The sequence below is a fragment of the Peptoniphilus indolicus genome (assembly GCF_900454665.1).
GTDB lineage: Bacteria > Bacillota > Clostridia > Tissierellales > Peptoniphilaceae > Peptoniphilus > Peptoniphilus indolicus.
The window spans coordinates 1,200,762-1,220,407 of the sequence record NZ_UGTH01000001.1 but is presented as its reverse complement, the minus strand read 5'-3'; the positions used below and the strand labels follow the sequence as shown (position 1 = coordinate 1,220,407).

The window sequence follows — 19,646 nt, the reverse complement described above, 5'->3', positions numbered from 1 at the left end:
CTTTCCCTAAAAGTTAAATTTCCATACAGGACAAGCGTCCATAAATATAAAAAGGTACTTGACAAAACGCTCTCTGGGGAAATAAGAAAGATATTGAGCCATACATGGATGAAAAGTTTCAAAACAATATCTTGCTTACTCAGACAGAACGCCTAACTATGAATGGTAGACCGGCTAATCCAAAGTATGCTCGTAACAAGAATGTACTTGTAATCGGTGGATCAGGAAGTGGTAAGACAAGATTTTATGTAAAACCGAACCTTATGCAGATGCACAGTAGCTATTGCGTAACCGATCCGAAAGGAACGATAGTCATTGAATGTGGCAAGATGCTTGAAGACAATGGCTATGAGATAAAAATCTTAAACACCATAAACTTCAAAAAATCTATGAAATATAATCCTTTTGCCTATATTCGTTCTGAGAAAGATATTCTGAAATTGGTACAGACAATTATTGCAAATACGAAAGGAGAGGGAGAAAAAGCGGGTGAAGATTTTTGGGTTAAAGCGGAGAAGCTCTACTATACAGCACTTATCGGATATATCTTCTATGAAGCTCCAAGAGAAGAAAAGAACTTTGCAACTCTACTTGATATGATAGATGCTTCCGAAGTCAGAGAAGATGACGAAACCTATATGAATCCGATAGATAGGCTCTTTGAAGCACTTGAAAAGAAAGAACCTACACACTTTGCAGTAAAGCAATACAAAAAATATAAATTGGCTGCGGGAAAAACAGCAAAATCTATTCTTATATCTTGTGGTGCAAGGCTTGCTCCATTTGATATTCATGAACTTAGGGACTTGATGAAAGAAGATGAACTTGAGCTTGATACACTGGGAGATAGAAAAACAGCACTATTTGTTATTATCTCCGATACCGATGATACCTTTAATTTTGTGGTATCCATTATGTACTCTCAGCTATTTAACCTACTTTGCGATAAGGCGGATGATGTGTATGGTGGCAGGCTTCCTGTTCATGTAAGATGTCTACTTGATGAGTTTGCAAACATCGGTTTAATTCCAAAATTTGAGAAGTTAATTGCAACGATTCGTTCAAGAGAAATATCAGCAAGCATCATACTTCAAGCACAATCTCAGCTAAAGGCGATCTATAAGGATAATGCAGATACCATTGTAGGTAACTGTGATAGTACCTTATTCTTAGGTGGAAAGGAAAAAACAACACTAAAAGAGCTGTCCGAAACGCTTGGTAAAGAAACTATCGACCTTTACAACACATCGGAAACAAGGTCAAATCAAAAGAGCTTTGGACTTAATTATCAAAAAACAGGCAAAGAATTGATGAGCCAAGATGAGATTACGGTTATGGACGGTGGAAAATGTATATTTCAGCTTAGAGGTGTCAGACCGTTTCTTTCAGATAAGTATGATATTACAAAGCATAAGAACTATAAGCTGCTTGAGGACTATGATAAGAAGAATTTGTTTGATATAGAAAGCTACATGAGGCGAAAAGGAAAAGCAAAACTGAATAGGGAAACAGTTATTACAAGAATGCAGTAAGTCTAAAAATAGATTTGCTGCTTTTTTATTCAGAAAATTAGGAGGTAAGATGATAAGGATCAGAAGTCCCACTTAAAGAAAAACTAAATAGTAAGAGCATAGCGATTGGAAAAGAAAAACTCCAGTCGCTTTTTTTATTGAAAAGAAAAGGAGAAATTTTTAATGAAGCAAGAAATGATTAACATCAACGCCAATTTAGTGGCAGAACCTACTTTCTCAAGTTTTGAAAATGATGGTGAGGAAGTGGTAGTTGCAAACTTCACGCTTGTAAAAAAGTATGGAAAGGGCAAGGAATATATCAATTGTGCAGCCTACGGAGAAAAAGCAGAGAAAGCAAAGGACTTTGAAAAAGGTGATTTAATCCACATCTTTGGCTACTTTAAGAAGCGTGAAAAAGAGGGAAAGACTTACAAAAACTTTGTAGTGAAGTCCTACAACAAAATTGAAAAGAAAGAAGAAAATGAGGAGGAATAAATTATGGAATTTTTCGCACAGGCAGTAAATGTATTAAAAATCTTGGTTATGGCAGTAGGTGCAGGACTTGGAGCATGGGGCGTTATCAATCTTATGGAAGGTTACGGTAACGACAATCCCGGAGCAAAATCGCAGGGAATAAAGCAGCTGATGGCAGGTGGAGGTATTGTCCTTATCGGACTTAAGCTCATTCCACTACTTGCTAATGTACTCAAGTAAGAAGAAAAGGAGAGATTAGATGTTTGGGATATTCGACAAAATAGAAGAATTCTTTAAGGAGCTTCTACTGGGCGGTATCCAAGCAAACTTAGAGTCCATGTTTCTTGACATAAACGACAAGGTTGGTGCAGTTGCAACAGATGTAGGAAAAACTCCTATGGGGTGGAATGGAGATGTATTTGCCTTTATTAAAAGCATTAACGATTCGGTCATTATTCCCATAGCGGGACTAATTATCACAGCAGTCCTTTGTATCGAGCTTATCAATATGGTTATACAGAAAAATAACCTACATGATAATACGGATACCTTTGAATTTTTCAAGTACATCATCAAGATGTGGATTGCTGTATGGTTAGTATCCCATGCCTTTGAGTTTTCAATGGCGGTCTTTGATGTGGCACAGCACATGGTAAATAAGGCGGCGGGGGTTATAAACACCTCTGCTACCGTTTCCGGAGATCAGATAGTGGCAATGATGGATACCCTAAAAGAAAAGGGACTTGGAGAGCTTGTCATGATTCTCTTTGAAACCTCCATCATAAAAGTTGCCATACAGGCAATTTCCATAGTAATTATGCTTGTGGTTTACGGAAGAATGTTTGAGATTTATGTTTATTCATCGGTTTCAGCCATTCCTTTTGCCACAATGGGAAACAAAGAATGGGGGCAAATCGGCACGAATTACATCAAGGGACTATTTGCACTTGGACTACAAGGACTCTTTTTAATGGTTTGTCTTGGAATTTACGCAGTATTAGTTAAGACGATTGAAATAACAGATATACACACAAGTACCATGACGATACTTGGTTATGCGGTTTTGCTGGGGTTAATGATGCTAAAGAGCGGAACACTGGCCAAAAGCGTATTAAATGCACACTAAAAAAGAAAGGAAAGATAGTATGAATAAAAGAAAAACAGTATTTACAGCAGTAGTAATTGGAGCAGGCGTTATGGCGGTAATTGATAGAATCAGACTTCATAACAAGGTAGAAGAATTAGAAGAAAGAACAGAGGACATTGGTCGCTGCCACAATGATTTTTGCTTGATGCAGCAAAGATATAACAAGAATACAGATGAACAGCTTGCAATTATTCAGGATGAAATCGGCTCTGTATATGAACACTTTGAGGAGTTTTCAAAGGACAAAGAAGATGGGAGGTAAGCTATGGCGTATGTACCAATACCCAAGGACTTAAAGAAGGTTAAGACAAAGGTAGCATTTAACTTAACGAAAAGGCAGCTCATAGGATTTACCATTGCAGGACTTGTTGGAATACCTGTCTATTTATTTATGAGAAAGGTAGTACCAAACGATATAGCTGTCATATTCCTTATCGTGTCCACACTTCCAATCTTTTTTATCACACTTTTTGAAAAGGACGGACTGACCTTTGAGAAATATTTTAAGCATATCTATTTGCATAAATTCTATCAACCACAAAAGAGAGTGAGAAAGGAGGTTTACCTTGAACAAGAAAAGAAAAATTCAGCAAATAAAACTCACGCAAAACGAAAAGGCATTGAGAAGTCAAAAGCGGGACTTAAAGAAAAATAAGGGAAAGATTAAAAAAGACAGTAGTATACTTGACCTTATTTTTAAGAAAGAGCCGAAAAGATACACTGTTGAAGATACCATTCCCTATCTTAGACTCTTAAAAAGCGGGATATGCCAGCTTGATGAAAAGCACTTCAGTAAAAGCATAGCCTTTCAGGATATTAACTATCAGCTCGCCTTAGATGAAGATAGAGATTTGATTTTTAATCAGTTTGCAAACTTTCTAAATTCATTTGATCCAAGTGTCAGCATTGAGTTTTCCTACATCAATCAGCTTGGACGAAACGAAGAAATGAAATCGGCAATTCAGATACCGGATAAAGGGGACGGTTTTGATGATATACGACTTGAGTTTAGAGAGATGCTAAAAAGTCAGATTGTAAAGGGAAATAACGGACTGAAAAAATCAAAGTATGTAACCTTTACAGTGGAAGCTGATAATTTAGAGCAGGCAACATCAAAACTTGAAAGACTGGAGATAGATATATTATCTAATCTCAAAAGCATGGGGGTAAGAGCTGAAAGTCTTACAGGAGAGGAAAGACTAAAGATTCTTCACGATATATTAAATCCGAATAAGACCTTTGAGTTTTCCTACAAAGACCTGAAGAAAAAGGAGAGTACCAAGACATATATCGTGCCTGATGAATTTAACTTTATACCTTCAAGGTATTTTAAGTTTGGGAAGTTTATCGGAGCAACAAGTCATTTTCAAATCCTTGCAAGTGAGCTTTCAGACCGTATGCTATCAGAGTTTTTGGATATTGATGATAACATCAATATATCTTTTCATATTAAGGCGATTGACCAGTCAGAAGCCATCAAGATGGTAAAACGAAAAAACACCGATATTGATAAGATGCGAATTGAGGAAAACAAGAAAGCTGTAAGGTCAGGCTATGACATGGACATTCTTCCAAGTGATTTAATTACTTACGGAGAAGATGTAAAAAGTCTTTTAAAAGATTTACAGACAAGAGATGAGCGTATGTTTGTTGTAAGTATTGTCTTTATGAATTTTGCAAGGACAGTGCAAAAGCTCGATAACACCATAGCTCAGATAAGCTCCATTGCAAACAAGCATAACTGTAAATTGAAAAGACTTGACCATACGCAGGAACAAGGCTTAGTGAGCGTGCTGCCTCTTGGGGTAAACAAGATTGAAATAGATAGAGGGCTAACCTCATCATCAACAGCAGTCTTTATGCCATTTACCACAGAGGAACTTTTTATCAACTCAAGTAACAGTCTGTACTATGGACTAAATGCTTTAAGTCATAACCTGATTATGGCGGACAGGAAGAAATTAAAGAACCCAAACGGCTTAATTTTAGGGACTCCCGGAAGTGGTAAATCCTTTAGTGCTAAAAGGGAGATGGCAAATGCGATTTTAGTAACGGACGATGATGTGATTATTTGCGATCCGGAGGGAGAGTATGGAAACCTTGTAAGACAGTTTAAGGGAGAAGTGATAAAGGTCAGCAGTAAGTCAAAAGACTACTTAAATCCCCTTGATATAAACATGAACTATGGCGATGGAGATGCACCTCTTAAAGACAAGGCAAATTTCATTATGTCCATGCTTGAACTTGTAGTTGGAGGAAGTGGACTTACAGCAGAAGAAAAGTCGGTTATAGATAGATGCCTTCCTAAAATTTATGAAAAGTATTTTGAAAATCCGACTCCTGATAATATGCCGATTCTTCAAGACCTATACGATATGTTAAAAGGGCAGGAAGAAAAGGTTGGTAAGAAGCTGGCAACGGAGATGGAAATATATGTATCAGGTTCTCTTAATGTCTTTAATCACAGGTCAAATGTGGACTTAAATAAGAAGCTGCTGTGCTTTGATATTAAAGAGCTTGGAAGCCAGCTTAAAAAAATCGGTATGCTTGTCATTCAGGATCAGGTGTGGAATAAGGTATCGCAAAACAGAGGAAACAAGGCTACAAGGTACTATATAGATGAGTTTCACTTGCTATTAAAAGATGAGCAGACAGCTTCATACTCGGTTGAGATATGGAAGCGTTTCAGAAAATGGGGAGGTATCCCAACAGGTATTACGCAAAATGTCAAAGACCTACTTATGAGTAAGGAGATAGAAAACATCTTTGATAATACGGACTTTGTCTTAATGCTAAATCAGGCTTCGGGAGATAGGGAAATACTTGCAAGGAAACTTAAAATCTCACTTCCGCAGCTTAGATATGTTACGAACTCTAATGAGGGCGAGGGACTACTTTTCTTTGGAAATACCATTGTGCCTTTCCTTGATAAGTTTCCGAAAGATACAATTCTTTATCAGAAGATGACTACCAAGCCTGAAGAAGTGAGGTAGCTTATGGATAGGAAGCTGAAAAAAGATTTTAGGGAAAGGCATAAGGCAAGTCTTGAAAGAGAAATGTTAAAAGATGAAACAAGCTCTATACCTGAAGAAAGTAAGCTAAAGCACAGCGATGATTACAGAGGGAAAATAGTCCATGATAAAGAAAGATTTCAGGATAAGGTACATGAAAAGATAAGTAAGGTAAGCTCTTATAATGAGCAAGTACAGGGGACTTCCAAAAGAAATGCAAGGTATAGAGCTACTAATAAAGGCAGTGTAAATTCTTTAAATGAAACAGGAGCGTCTGACTATGATACTGAGGTTAAAAATGGCAAAATCTATGATCCTTTAGGACAAGACCTTGATAATGATGGAATCATAGACAGGTATGACAATGACTTTAGGGACAGCGACTACTTTGAGTCGACCTATTATGTAGATGACAATCTTCATAAAAAAGATGAGTTTATTGGAAGTTCCTCTAAAAATCATAAGGCTCAAAAGAGTATGTATAAGAGGAAAAACTATTCCGAAAGCCTCTATACAAGGAAAAAAGATGATGTGCCAAAGGAAAATAAATCTGAGGGCAACAAGGCAGGGAAGGATGCTGTAAGTGAAAAAGAAAATATCAGCCTATCGAAAGATCAAAAGAAAAAGCTGAAGAAAGATATGGTAAAGGTATCTGCCCTGTCAGGACTTGCTAAAGGAAGTGAAACCGTAAGAGATTATTTATCTCATGGAAGCGATGAAAATAAAGGCGTAGAAGCAGGAGAAAAGACGGCGGATGCAAGTTCCAAGCTCATTCATGGTATTAAGAGATACTCAGATAAGAAAAGAGCTAAAAAAGGATATGACCTTACAAATAAGGACTATAAAATCAGAAAGCGTAAATCAAAGTTAGAGTTTCGTGATGCCAAAGAGGAACTGAAAAAGACAGATGAGTATAAAAGAGCAAGTGCCTATAAAAGATTTCAAAAGAAAAATCAGGTAAAGGCAGCAATTTCTCGTGAGAATAAGTCAAGACTTAGAGATCGGATTAAAGAGGGACTTATTGGAACGCTGAAAAGCTCAAAGGATATGATTATCCGAAAAGCCAAAGGACTTATGCTTATCTTCATAGGTATCATTATCTTGGGAACTTTTGTGATTAACTTTGCAGGAACGGGAATGACAGGCTTTATGAACTCCACAAGCTCGGTTCTTACAACAAGCTATTTATCAAAGCCAAATGTACTAAGTGAAATCAATCAGAAGTTTTCTGCTATGGAGGGTGAGCTTCAAAGAGAAGTTGACCATGTAGAAGAAAATTATCCCGGATATGATGAATACATCTTAAATAATACAGAGTACATCGGTCATAATGTCCATGAGCTTTTATCCTACATTACATCAAGGTGCGGAGAGGTAAAGAATGTATCGGAAGTAGAATCCATATTAAAAGAATTGTTTGAGTCCATGTATGACCTTGAATATAGGGAAGAAATTGAAATCAGATACAGGACAGTTACAGAAACCTATACCGATGAAGATGGCAATGAATATACCGAAAGCCACGAAGAACCGTATGAGTATAAAAAACTCATCGTAACGCTTCATAAAAAAGAGATGGACAGCATTATCCGAAAGGTATTTGCAAACTATCCCGATAATCTAAAGCACTATGAAGCCTTATTCCTTGCACAAGGAAATATGGGAGAAGTATTTGGTAATTCTGACCTTATTAGCTCTAATGGTGGTGTAGGTGGTGGAAAAGAGTATGAGGCATCAACGGAAGTACAAAAGAAGATTGTAAATGCTGCATATATTACGCCATCTCCGGGTGCAGGCTGGTGTGCCATGTGGGTATCACAAGTCTATCAAAATGCGGGACTTGGATATATTGGAGGAAACGCCAATGATATGTATAGAAACTACACCTTTACATCAGACAGGTCAAAGTTAAAGGTGGGAATGCTTGTAGCGGTAGAAAGCAGCAGTAGCGGAAGCACAGCAGGACTTACCTATGGTCATGTCGGCATTTATATCGGGGACGGAAAGGTTATTGATAACATCGGTTATATAAGAGTAACTACCTTAGATGATTGGATTGCGACTTTTTGTAAACATCATCCGGTAGGCTTCGGTTTTCCGCCAAATGTAAACAGATAAGGAGGGAACAATGTGAAAAAAGAACTGACAGCAGTAAAAAACAGAATAAAGAAGTTAAAGGATAAAAAGGCTCTGATTGATGAAGAATTGGAGCCTTTATTTATTCGTGAAGAAGAACTTGAAAATGAGGAAATTATCACGATTTGTAGAAAGAACAATATCACAATCAGTGATTTGATGGCAAAGGTAAACAAAGAAAAAGCAGAACTGAAAAAGGAGAGAACAAATGAAAACCAGTTTGAAAAAGAATAATAAATTTTGGACAGCAGCACTTGCGGTGATTGTAAGTATTAGCTGTATTTTAGGACTTTGGACAGTGGTGTATGCTCAGGAACAAAAGGTATCGGATACGCCTACAAGTGATAAGGCTGTCCAAACGGAAGTTGAAGTAAATGTAAAATATATCTTTGAAGATGAAAAGGTATTTAAGGAAGAAAAGATTAAGGCAGAGAAAGGACAGCTTCTTGATAGTGGCGATCTTCCAATGCTCCCTGATAATATGAAATTTATTGATGAGTTTCTGTTTTATGAAGTAAAGGGAGATGGAAATGATGAAATTATCCGTAAGGTAGCAAAGACTGAGCTTAAGGATAAACAAACGCAAACGGAAGAAGAAAAACCAAAGCAGGACGAAAGCACACAGACAGAAAATTCAAAGACTGAAGATAAAGGCACACAGACAGAGCTTTCTAAAGACGATATTTCTAAGATGGAAAAAGAGGCTAAAGAGCTTCAGGAAAAATTTGATAAGTTAAATGGTGAGATTAAAGACAAGGATAAGTTGAGTGATAAGCAGAAAGAAAAAATCAAAGACCTTGAAGATGAGATTGAAAGTCTGAAAGAAAAAATGAAGAAAGATAAGGGAAATAAGGACTTATCAGAAGACATGAAAAAGGAAATAGATAAGCTGACGGAAAAGGTGAAAGAGCTTGAGAAAAAGGCGACTGAAACAAACAAAGCTCCTGTAACATCGCAGTCAATTACACCGATTAGTCCTATTTCCGGCATTAAGACAAGCTCAGGCATTTCTCCTCAAACACCACAGACTTCTGTAAGTAGTACCGGCAAAGGCTCATCTAATGCAGTAAGCTCAGGGAATACTACAAAGGATACAAGCAAAACAGAAGTAAAGGAGAAAGAAAAGGATGTTCGTTATCCCAATAAGCTGACAGCAAAAGCACCTGCTAATAACAACAGTCAGGATTCATCTATGGACGGTACAAGTAAAAGCGTAAATACCAATAAGGGTGTAGCTTCCGCTCCGTCAAAGGCAAGAGGAACTGTTACGGAAAATAAGGATAATGCGAATAATGATTATCCAATTCATCATGGAGATAGCAGCGATAACAAAGAAACGGATATGTATTCAGCCGATGCAAGGCAGTTTATTACCTTTCAAACGAAAAACGGTAAGACATTTCATTTAATTATCAATCATGATGAAGATAGTGAAAATGTGATGCTTCTTACAGAAGTATCCGAAGATGATTTACTTAACATGGTAGAGAAAAAAGAAACTTCAAAACAGGAAGTAGTAAAAGAAGAACCTGTAAAGGAAGAAGTAAAGTCTGAGAAAAAAGAAGAAAAGAGTAATTTAGGAGCATATATTATTCTTTTACTTGTTGTAGGCGGAGCATTGGGAGCAGGATACTACTTTAAGGTTGTAAAAAAGAAAGAAGATAAGGAGCTTGAAGCCTTAGAGGAAGAAGATGATGATTTCTTTTCTGAAGCTGAAAGCGAAGAAGAAACAAATGATACAGATGAAGTAGAAGCAGAAGATGAGCAGTAATGCTGCACCAAAAAAATACAGTATTTGGTGCAAAATCAAGGGCGGGAGAATAAAATCTTTCGCCCTTTTATATTGAAAAACAGGAGGAAGTACAGAAATGAAGTTAGTTATTGCAGAAAAGCCAAGTGTTGCAATCTCCATTGCAAAGGTTATTGGAGCAAATAAAAAGAAAGACGGATATTATGAAGGGAATGGATACAAAGTATCTTGGTGTGTTGGACACTTAATTCAAATGGCAAATCCGGACGCTTACCATGAGAAGTATGCCAAGTGGAATATGGCTGATTTACCGATTATTCCAAAGGACTATAAGTATGAGGTAGCAAAGTCAACTAAGAAGCAATTTGCTATCCTTAAAAAGCTGATGAACGATAAAGAGATTGATACAATTATCAATGCTTGCGATGCAGGTCGTGAAGGAGAAAGCATTTTCAGACTTGTATATAACGAAGCTAAATGCAAAAAGAAGATGAAACGCCTTTGGATTTCTTCTATGGAAGATAGTGCCATTAGAGATGGCTTTGGTAATCTAAAAGACGGAAAAGACTATGACAATCTCTTTGAATCGGCACAGGCAAGAGCCATTGCAGACTGGTTAGTCGGTATGAACATCAGTAGGCTCTATTCTTGCCTATATAAGCAAAATTATTCGGTTGGCAGAGTGCAGACACCGACTCTTGCCATGATTGTAAAAAGAGATGATGAGATAGCTAATTTCAGGAAAGAGAAATACTATACAGTAGAACTATTTACAAATGGATTTACACTATCGACCGATAGAATTGATGATGAGGTTGCTGCTGAACAGCTAATCAATTTAGTAGGTGACAAGATTGAAATTACCGATGTCATTCAGAAAGAGAAAATAACAAAACCAGACTTGCCATTTGACCTGACAACACTTCAAAGGGAGTGCAATAAATATTTTGGATATAGTGCCAAGCAGACGCTTGCCTATGCACAAAGCCTGTATGAAAAGAAACTGATTACCTATCCAAGAACAGATAGTAGGTGTTTAACAGAGGATATGATTGTAAGTACGGTCAATAATATTTTGGGTGAAAATGACTTTGATACAGAGCGTATCAAGGTAGTATTTGACCCTAAAAAGGTTACAGATCATCACGCTATTATTCCGACAGTAAGCTCGTTAAGTGAAGATTTATCGAGTATCCCTGAGAGTGAAGCAAAGGTATATAGGCTTATTTCTAATAAGCTCCATGCAAGCGTAGGTTATCCATTAGTGGAAAGCACAACGAAGATTGTAGTTTCATTTGACGGTTTTGAATTTATCAGTTCAGGAAAAGTAATTAAGGATGAAGGCTTTACAAAATATCTTAAAGAGTATAAGTCCAAGAAGAATGAGGATGCAGAACTTCCTAATGTAAGCATTGGAGATGTTATAAGTATCGAAGATAAAGAGATTAAAGAAAAATTTACCCAACCTCCGAAACACTTTACTGAAGATACTCTTCTTAAGTCTATGGAAATTGCAGGAAATGATGTATTAGAAAAAGGTGTAGAAGTGGAAAGAAAAGGTCTTGGCACTCCGGCAACAAGGGCAGGAATTATCGAAAATCTAATCTTTAAAGGATTTGTAGAAAGAGATAAGAAAAATCTTATAGCTACACATAAAGGAATTAGTCTTGTAACGATTGTATCCTATAACTTTAAGTCGGCAGAAACGACAGCAAAGTGGGAAATGGAATTATCCGATATAGCTCAAGGTAAATCTTCTAAGAAAGAATTTTTAGATGCGATTGAAAATGAGATAAAAGAAGCGGTTTTGACATATCGCAAGTAAGACAGCACTAATTTCAGCGTGGAAAAAATGCTCTAAAAATGCTATAATGCAAAGTAATCAATTTAATGATTGAGAGGTGATTATATGTCTAAAATAAATGTTGAAGGTTCAGAAATCAGCATTATTGCCATAGACAATAGAGATTATATTTCTTTAACGGATATGGTTAGAAATATTGAGAACGGTTCTGCTTTGATTGAAAAGTGGCTCAGAAACAAGAATACAATAGAGTTTTTAGGTATTTGGGAAGAAATGTATAACACGAATTTTAATTCCCCCGAATTCGAGGGAATTAAAAATGAAGCAGGATTTAACCGTTTTATATTATCGGTCAAGCAATGGGTGGAAAAAACTAATTCTATCGGTATCGTTGCGAGAGCAGGAAGATATGGTGGAACTTATGCTCATAAAGATATAGCGTTTGAGTTTGCTTCTTGGGTATCGCCATATTTTAAATTATATTTAATCAAGGAATTTGAACGCCTAAAGGAAGAAGAACAAAAGAAGTTAGGATGGGATATTAAGAGAAATTTGGCAAAAATCAATTATAGAATTCACACAGATGCCATTAAAAACAAACTTGTACCGGATAAACTTTCAAAAGAAAAAATCAATTTTATTTATGCAAGTGAAGCGGATATTCTTAATGTTTCTCTATTTGGAATAACAGCTAAGGAGTGGCGTGATGAAAATCCGGATTTAAAAGGCAATATTAGAGATTATGCGGATATATCACAGCTTGTCTGCCTTTCTAATCTTGAGAATCTTAATGCGGTATTTATAAATGAAGGCATGAGCCAATCTGAAAGATTGGAAAAATTAAATGCAATAGCTATTGAACAAATGAAGATACTATCTGAAAGTGAATCAATTAAAAAATTGAAATAGAGTAATAATATTTGGTATATAGCGAAGGTGATTAGAGTAAAATCTAACCGCCTTTTTTGTTTGAAAAAAGAAGGAGGTAAAAATGCGAATAAATGATTTTCATAACATTTTGGAGCTTGTAAAACAGGATATTTTGCAAAGTGAAGCAGAATATCTGAAGCTCCTAAAAGTTGTCGGAAACAATCAAAGATACGACTTTAGAAGTCAATTAAGTATCTATGATAGAAATCCTGAAGCGACAGCCTGTGCCAAGTTCGACTACTGGAGGGAACGCTTTAACCGAACGGTTATGCGAGGGCAGAAAGGGATACCAATTTTAGAGGATTACGGCACATATAAAAAGGTGGACTATATCTTTGATATAAGCCAGACAGTTTCAAAAAACAGGGATGTCAACGAGGTCAATCTTTGGAGATTCGATAAAGAAGCCCATCAAGATGTCTTAAAGGAAATGATAAAAAGCGAGGGATATGAGGAAAGCGAAAGCACACTTGAAAACATCTTTTCTTTAAGCAGACTCTACGGTGATGAAAAAATAGATACCTTAATGAATGAACTTAGAGTAGCGGATGAGGATAGAATATCATTTACCAAGTTTGTAAGGGACTCGGTAAGCTATGCGGTAGCTTCAAGATTTAAGTTAGATTATCCGATGGATTATGAGCTTTTAAGAGAAAATTTTCAAAGATTTGACAGCATATCCTTAATGAGCCTTGGTGAAAGTGTATCGGATATTAGCGGAAAGATTATTGATGAAACCATTCAAAAAAGCAAAGAGCTTGAGCTTCAAAAAGAAGTTTTAATAGGAAAAGAAGCGGGATATAATAAAATTAAAGAAGAATTAAAGGAGGTAGAAGAAAATGTACTTCGACGAGATGATCAGGAAAGAAATGAAAACGAGCGAGTTCTCCGAAATGGAGAGTACGGACGAGATAATAGAAAAAATCAGGGAGAATACGCTAAACAGCTTGGAGGAACAGACGGACTTTATAAGGAAGTATCCGAATCCGACCTACGCAGTGATGAGGCTGAATTACCTTTCACAGAGCGAGGAGCAGAGCCACTTCGAGATGCTTTTGGATCTATACAAGGAGAAGAAGCTGACAGGACACCTGATGGATATTCAGAAACAGGCAGTAGAGTTTATGAGAGCAGAGAAGCCGAAGTTGATGGCAGCTTGGAAGATAGAGGACGAGAACAATCCGCAGTATGGGGCGATGATTTCAGCTCTCAAAGAAATGACCATCAAGGAAGTAGTGGAGATTTAAAAGACAATACGGATAAAGAGATAATAGAAGCTGAAAAGGCTTCTTTTTCTTTGCCTGAAAATTCATATGGACAGATGAGGCTTACCATTCCCTTAAGCCCAAAAGATATAGATATTGTCCTTATTAACGGAGGAAATCACGATGGCAGTAGGCTTCCTGTTATCGCAGAGTTTTCTAAAGGAAAAAGTAATGAAGAATTGGGAGAATACCTCAAAGATACCTTTAGAGGAGGAAACGGATTTTACATTGATGAAAGAGAAGTATCTTCCTGGTATTCGGATAAAGGTATTCATTTAGCTTATGGAACATCGGCAAGAGAGGATAATACACAAATTTTAAGCTGGCGTGATGCAGCAAGTAGGATAAATGAACTTCTTGACAGAGGTGAGTTTGCTACAAATGTAGAACTTTTAAAGGCACAGGACTATGAAAGGGATAGAATTTCAGAATCCTTATGGTATCTAACGCACGATTTAAGCGAAGAAGGAATAGAGCAAGGATATTTCAACTCTTTTGAAAGAGGTGGTGGCTTTCCGGAAGAAACGAAAAGATTATCTGAAGCATTAAAAAATCCTCAATATCTGAGAGAAACAATCAGGGAATACGAAAGATTTTTAGAAGGATACAAAGAAAACAGAGATGTACTAAGGTTTCATTATCACAAGGTTGACAGCCTTTATCAGAGACTCAAGGAATTTGAACTGCCACGAAAGGAGTACAGTACCAATCTGACAGAACATCCGAAGGTAAAGCTCTTTATTACAGAAGATGAAGTCCTTGAAAGTCTTTCAAGAGGAAGTGGCGTCGATAGAGGAAAAGAGCGAATTACAAAGTTTTTCAAAGAAAATCATACCTTGCAGGAAAAAGCTAATTTCTTAAAAGACGAATATGGCATAGGTGGTAGAAGTCATGCAGTATCGGGGGCAATGGGAAGTGATGAATGGCATGATGCAAAGGGACTTAAATTACAGAAGAATAATTGTAATGATGTTTTTCTTACTTGGTCAAGTGTGGCAAAGCATATTGACGAGCTGCTTTCTAAAAATCTTTATCTTGAAGAAAAGAAAATAGAAAGTAAGTCAGAGATAGAAGAAGCAAAAGCACCGCAATATTATTCTAAAGATAATCCTGAAAACTTAATGACTGATGAAATGCTTGAAAGAGTACCTGAACTTTACGCACAGGAAGATGTAGCTTTAGCGGATAAAGAGGTTCATGCAGCATATATTATTCCTTTCCGTTCTAACTGGACTTGGTATATGACGGAATATGATAGGGAAAGCGGTGATGCCTTTGGACTTGTGTTAGGATTTGAGCCTGAATGGGGATATTTCAATCTTGAAGAATTGAAAGAATTAAATGCTCAAAGGCTTATTTTAGAAGATTTTCCAAAGACCTTTAGAGAGCTTAAAGATACAGAACTTGCAAAGCAGATGGATGAACAGGAGCTTCAATCAGTCTTTAACGGAGAACTCAGCTTTGAAGATAAAGAAGAACTTGAAATATCTGAAGAAGTGGAAGAAAGAGTACCTGCAACACCTGTTCAGGAAACACTATTTGATTATCTGAAGGAAAAGGAAGAAGTAGAGCTTAAGGAAGAAAAGGAAAGGCTTTCAGATGAATTTACAGTTAAAGAGGGCGATACCGTCTATTTTAATCATGAAGAATATACTGTAAGGGAGATTGCTAAAAACCAAATCACAGGAAGAAATGATTTATGGCTTGATCCGGTAAGAAGTGGAAACCATCAAATACCGATTGTAGCATTTGATGATAATGAGGGTTTATTAAAGCAGATAAGCATTGAAAGACCAAACTTTATCGTTGGAGATGAAGTTATATACAAGGACAAAGCCTATATCATCACACGCTTTGATGATATGGGAAATAAACTAAAGACAGTAACGGTTAAGGACAATACGGAATATCTTGGCGGCATGATAACAGGCTCTGATGTAATTCCTTATCATCTTGAAATCGACCTTGAGAGGGTATTTGAAAATCTGACATATAAAAAGCCTGAAACTATTGTTAAAGAAAGTGAACTAAAGAAAGCAGAAGCTCATAACTTCAAGATTACGGAAGAAACGCTCCCGGACAAGTTATCTCCAAGTGAAAGGTTAAATAATAACCTTGAAGCCATCTCTATGCTGAGTCGCATTGAAAGTGGACAAAGAGAGCTTGATATTACAGCTCAGGAAATTTTAGCGAAATATGTAGGCTGGGGTGGACTTTCTGATGTCTTTGATGAAAGCAAGGAAGGACAATGGAAAGAAGCGAGGAGATTTCTAAAGGAAAACTTATCACAATCTGAGTATGAAGCAGCAAGAGAATCTACCCTAACGAGCTTTTACACACCGAAAACTATTATTGACGGCGTATATAAGACACTTTCCGATATGGGATTTAAGAGCGGAAATATCCTTGAGCCATCAATGGGCATCGGAAACTTTATCGGTAATCTTCCTGATGAAATGCGTAGGTCAAAGTTTTATGGTGTAGAGCTTGACAGTATAAGCGGTCGAATCGGAAAGCTGTTATATCCTGAAAGTGATATACAGATTAAAGGACTTGAAGAAACTTCCTTTTCCAATAACTTTTTTGATGCAGTTATCGGTAATGTTCCCTTTGGAGAATACAAAGTAAATGACAGGGAGTATAACAAAAATAATTTCCTTATCCACGATTACTTTTTTGCGAAATCCATTGATAAAGTCAGAAATGGCGGTGTTATCGCTTTTATCACATCAAGTGGCACAATGGATAAAAAGGATGAAAGCGTCAGACGCTACCTTGCGGCAAGAGCGGAGTTTTTAGGAGCAATCAGACTTCCGAACGATACCTTTAAGGGCGTTGCCGGAACAGAAGTAACCTCGGATATTATCTTCCTCAAGAAAAGGGACAGTATCAGAGAGCGTGAGGAGGACTGGATACACCTTGCGGAAGACGAAAATGGACTTACTTACAATAAATACTTTGTAGAGAATCCTCACATGATACTTGGATCTATGGAAGAAGTATCAGGCAGATTTGGAAATACTCTTGCTTGTTTGCCAAAAGAAAATACAGACATAAAGGAACTTCTTACAAAAGCAAGCGAAGAAATTTCTAAAGATGCTAATTATGAAGAAATAGAGCTGCTTGATGATGAAATGACATCTATCCCTGCCACAGATGATGTCAAAAATTTTTCATATACTATCATTGATGACGAGGTGTATTACAGGGAAAACTCCCTTTTTGTAAAGAAAGAGATAACGGATAAGAATAAGGAGAAGATTAAGGACTATCTTGAACTGAATACTGCCCTTAAAGATGTTATCTACAAGCAGAAAGAGGACTATTCCGATGATGAGGTAAAGAAAGCTCAAGAAAAGCTCAATGAAGTCTATGACGGTTTTTCAAAGAAACATGGCTTTGTAAATAACCTTTCCAATACCAGAGCTTTAAAAGAAGATAGTAACTTCCCTCTTGTTTCCTCCATTGAAATCCTTGATGAAGAAGAAAACTTTAAGGAAAAAAGTGATATTTTTTCAAAAAGAACAATTACAAAGGCAAAGACTATCGACCATGTAGATACTTCTTTAGAAGCTCTTGTGTTATCTATGTCCGAAAAGGGTTATGTGGACTTTGACTATATGGAAAGCCTGACAGGAAAAGAGCGACCTACTTTGATTGAGGAGCTTAGAGGAGAGATTTATCTAAGTATCAGAGAAGAACAAAACTTTTACAAACCTCTATCCTTTAACTTGGAAGATGGAGATTTACCTTTCGCCTGTGCAAATGGCAGCAATTCATATAAATATGGCTATGTAACAAAAGATGAATATTTATCAGGAAATATCAGGGATAAAATCGCCATTGTTGACAGCTATCTTTCAAAGCTAAGACAGACCGAAAGAGAACTTCCTCATCTGGGGTATACGGAAGATGGCAAAGAAAAAGAGCTAATAAGCTATGAGATGAACCGCTTGGAATATCAAAAAGCAGAACTTACCAAAGTATTACCAAAAGAGCTTGAAGCAAGTGAGATTAGTGTTCGTCTTGGTGCAACTTGGCTACCGATTAAGGATATAGAGAAATTCATCTTTGAAACACTTAAAACTCCGGGTTATGCCAAATGGGATATTAAGGTCAAATTCTCAAACCTGACAAGTGAATGGAATATTGAAGGAAAGAGCAAAGACAGAGGAAATGACCTTGCTGAAATGACTTATGGTACAAGCAGAGTAAGTGCCTATAAGCTGATTGAAGATGCCTTAAACCTTAAAGAAACAAAAGTCTTTGACCAGATTGAAAATCCGGACGGCTCAAAAAGTTCTGTCTTAAATAAGAAAGAAACCCTGCTCGCAGGACAAAAGCAGGAGCTTCTAAAAGAAGAATTTAAGAACTGGATATTTAGCGATCAGGAAAGAAGAAACAGACTCGTAAAACTGTATAATGAGCGTTTTAACTCTATCAGGAATCGTGAATATGACGGAAGTAACCTCTCTTTTGAGGGAATGAATACGGAAATAGAGCTTAGACCTCATCAAAGAAACGCCATTGCAAGAAGTTTGTATGGAGGAAATACCTTACTTGCTCATGTGGTAGGAAGCGGAAAGACCTTTGAGATGGTCACTTCCGCAATGGAAAGTAAAAGGCTTGGGATGTGCAGTAAATCGCTCTTTGTCGTACCAAATCACTTAACAGGTCAGATAGGCAGAGAGTTTATGCAGCTATATCCGTCGGCTAATATTATGGTGGCGGATAAGAAAGACTTTGAGCCAAGAAACAGAAAGAGGTTTATTGGAAAGATTGCTACCGGCGAATATGATGCGGTTGTGATCGGGCATACGCAATTTGAAAAAATCCCGATGTCAAAAGAATACCAAGAGAAACATATTCAGGATCAGATTGATGAAATTTTGAACTATATTGAGGAATACAAGCACGACAGAAACCAAAATTTTACGGTTAAGCAACTTGAAAAGACCAAGAAAAAACTGGAAGCAAGGCTTGAGAAACTAAACGATGATTTTAAGAAAGACGATGTCATAACCTTCGAGGAACTTGGTGTAGATAAGCTCTTTGTCGATGAAGCACATGGATTTAAGAATTTGTATCTTCATACAAAAATGCGTAATGTTGCAGGAATCGGGCAATCGGAAGCCTTTAAGTCCTCTGATATGTTTATGAAGTGTCGCTATATGGACGAGATGACAAACGGGAAAGGAATAGTCTTTGCCACAGGAACACCTGTAAGTAACTCTATGACGGAGCTTTACACCATGCAGCGTTATCTTCAGTATGAAAACTTAAAGAAAAATCACTTGGAGCATTTTGACGCTTGGGCTTCCACTTTCGGAGAAACTCAGTCCGCCTTTGAACTTGCTCCTGAAGGAACAGGGTACAGGGTGAAGACAAGATTTTCAAAGTTCTACAATCTGCCTGAACTAATGTCAATGTTTAAGGAAGTAGCAGATATTCAAACAGCGGATATGCTAAATCTTCCAACACCTGAAGCACACTATGAAGTGATTAAAACCTTGCCGAGCGAGGAACAAAAAGATATCCTAAAAGGATTATCTGAAAGAGCGGATAAGGTTAGGTAGGCTAAGTATCCAACGCCTTGCATTATTTCTAATGTAGGTTTT

11 protein-coding genes and 2 pseudogenes are annotated in these 19,646 nt (G+C 37.0%); all 13 read left to right on the top strand.

Annotation, left to right across the window (positions count from 1 at the left end; genetic code table 11):
• Positions 1 to 65 precede the first annotated feature (65 nt).
• Positions 66 to 1,532: pseudogene (locus DYE58_RS05810) on the top strand (VirD4-like conjugal transfer protein, CD1115 family); the annotation flags it as partial.
• A gap of 162 nt (positions 1,533 to 1,694) precedes the next feature.
• A complete protein-coding gene (locus tag DYE58_RS05805; RefSeq protein WP_004820001.1) occupies positions 1,695 to 2,006 on the top strand; it encodes a single stranded DNA-binding domain-containing protein in 312 nt (103 codons plus the stop codon).
• 3 nt (positions 2,007 to 2,009) lie between these two features.
• The gene (locus DYE58_RS05800; RefSeq protein WP_000394022.1) at positions 2,010 to 2,225 is read left to right on the top strand and encodes a Maff2 family mobile element protein; all 216 of its coding nucleotides are present in this window, start codon (positions 2,010 to 2,012) and stop codon (positions 2,223 to 2,225) included.
• Between the two features lie 19 nt (positions 2,226 to 2,244).
• Positions 2,245 to 3,111 carry a VirB6/TrbL-like conjugal transfer protein, CD1112 family gene (locus DYE58_RS05795; protein ID WP_004820003.1) on the top strand — a complete coding sequence of 289 codons (867 nt, stop codon included), beginning with the start codon at positions 2,245 to 2,247 and terminating at the stop codon, positions 3,109 to 3,111.
• A 19-nt stretch (positions 3,112 to 3,130) separates the two neighbouring features.
• Positions 3,131 to 3,394, top strand: a complete 264-nt coding sequence (locus DYE58_RS05790; protein ID WP_040552196.1) for a hypothetical protein — start codon at positions 3,131 to 3,133, stop codon at positions 3,392 to 3,394.
• 3 nt (positions 3,395 to 3,397) lie between these two features.
• Complete coding sequence (locus DYE58_RS05785) at positions 3,398 to 3,787, top strand: PrgI family protein (RefSeq protein ID WP_004820005.1); 390 nt, start codon at positions 3,398 to 3,400, stop codon at positions 3,785 to 3,787.
• Positions 3,699 to 6,125, top strand: coding sequence for a VirB4-like conjugal transfer ATPase, CD1110 family (locus tag DYE58_RS05780; protein WP_115312098.1), 2,427 nt, complete (start codon positions 3,699 to 3,701; stop codon positions 6,123 to 6,125). The genes DYE58_RS05785 and DYE58_RS05780 overlap by 89 nt, the downstream gene beginning before the upstream one ends.
• A 3-nt stretch (positions 6,126 to 6,128) precedes the next feature.
• The gene (locus DYE58_RS05775) at positions 6,129 to 8,261 is read left to right on the top strand and encodes a CHAP domain-containing protein (protein ID WP_004820011.1); all 2,133 of its coding nucleotides are present in this window, start codon (positions 6,129 to 6,131) and stop codon (positions 8,259 to 8,261) included.
• Positions 8,262 to 8,273: 12 nt separating this feature from the next.
• Entirely contained in the window at positions 8,274 to 8,513 is a 240-nt protein-coding gene (locus tag DYE58_RS05770) for a hypothetical protein (protein ID WP_004820013.1), read from the top strand.
• Positions 8,488 to 10,050, top strand: a complete 1,563-nt coding sequence (locus DYE58_RS05765; RefSeq protein WP_004820015.1) for a CD1107 family mobile element protein — start codon at positions 8,488 to 8,490, stop codon at positions 10,048 to 10,050. The genes DYE58_RS05770 and DYE58_RS05765 overlap by 26 nt, the downstream gene beginning before the upstream one ends.
• Before the next feature lie 97 nt (positions 10,051 to 10,147).
• Positions 10,148 to 11,854, top strand: coding sequence for a DNA topoisomerase 3 (locus tag DYE58_RS05760; RefSeq protein ID WP_004820017.1), 1,707 nt, complete (start codon positions 10,148 to 10,150; stop codon positions 11,852 to 11,854).
• Between the two features lie 84 nt (positions 11,855 to 11,938).
• Positions 11,939 to 12,742, top strand: a complete 804-nt coding sequence (locus DYE58_RS05755; RefSeq protein ID WP_004804477.1) for a KilA-N domain-containing protein — start codon at positions 11,939 to 11,941, stop codon at positions 12,740 to 12,742.
• Positions 12,743 to 12,824: 82 nt separating this feature from the next.
• Positions 12,825 to 19,601 (top strand): annotated as a pseudogene (locus DYE58_RS05750) (Eco57I restriction-modification methylase domain-containing protein); the annotation flags it as partial.
• Between the last annotated feature and the right edge of the window lie 45 nt (positions 19,602 to 19,646).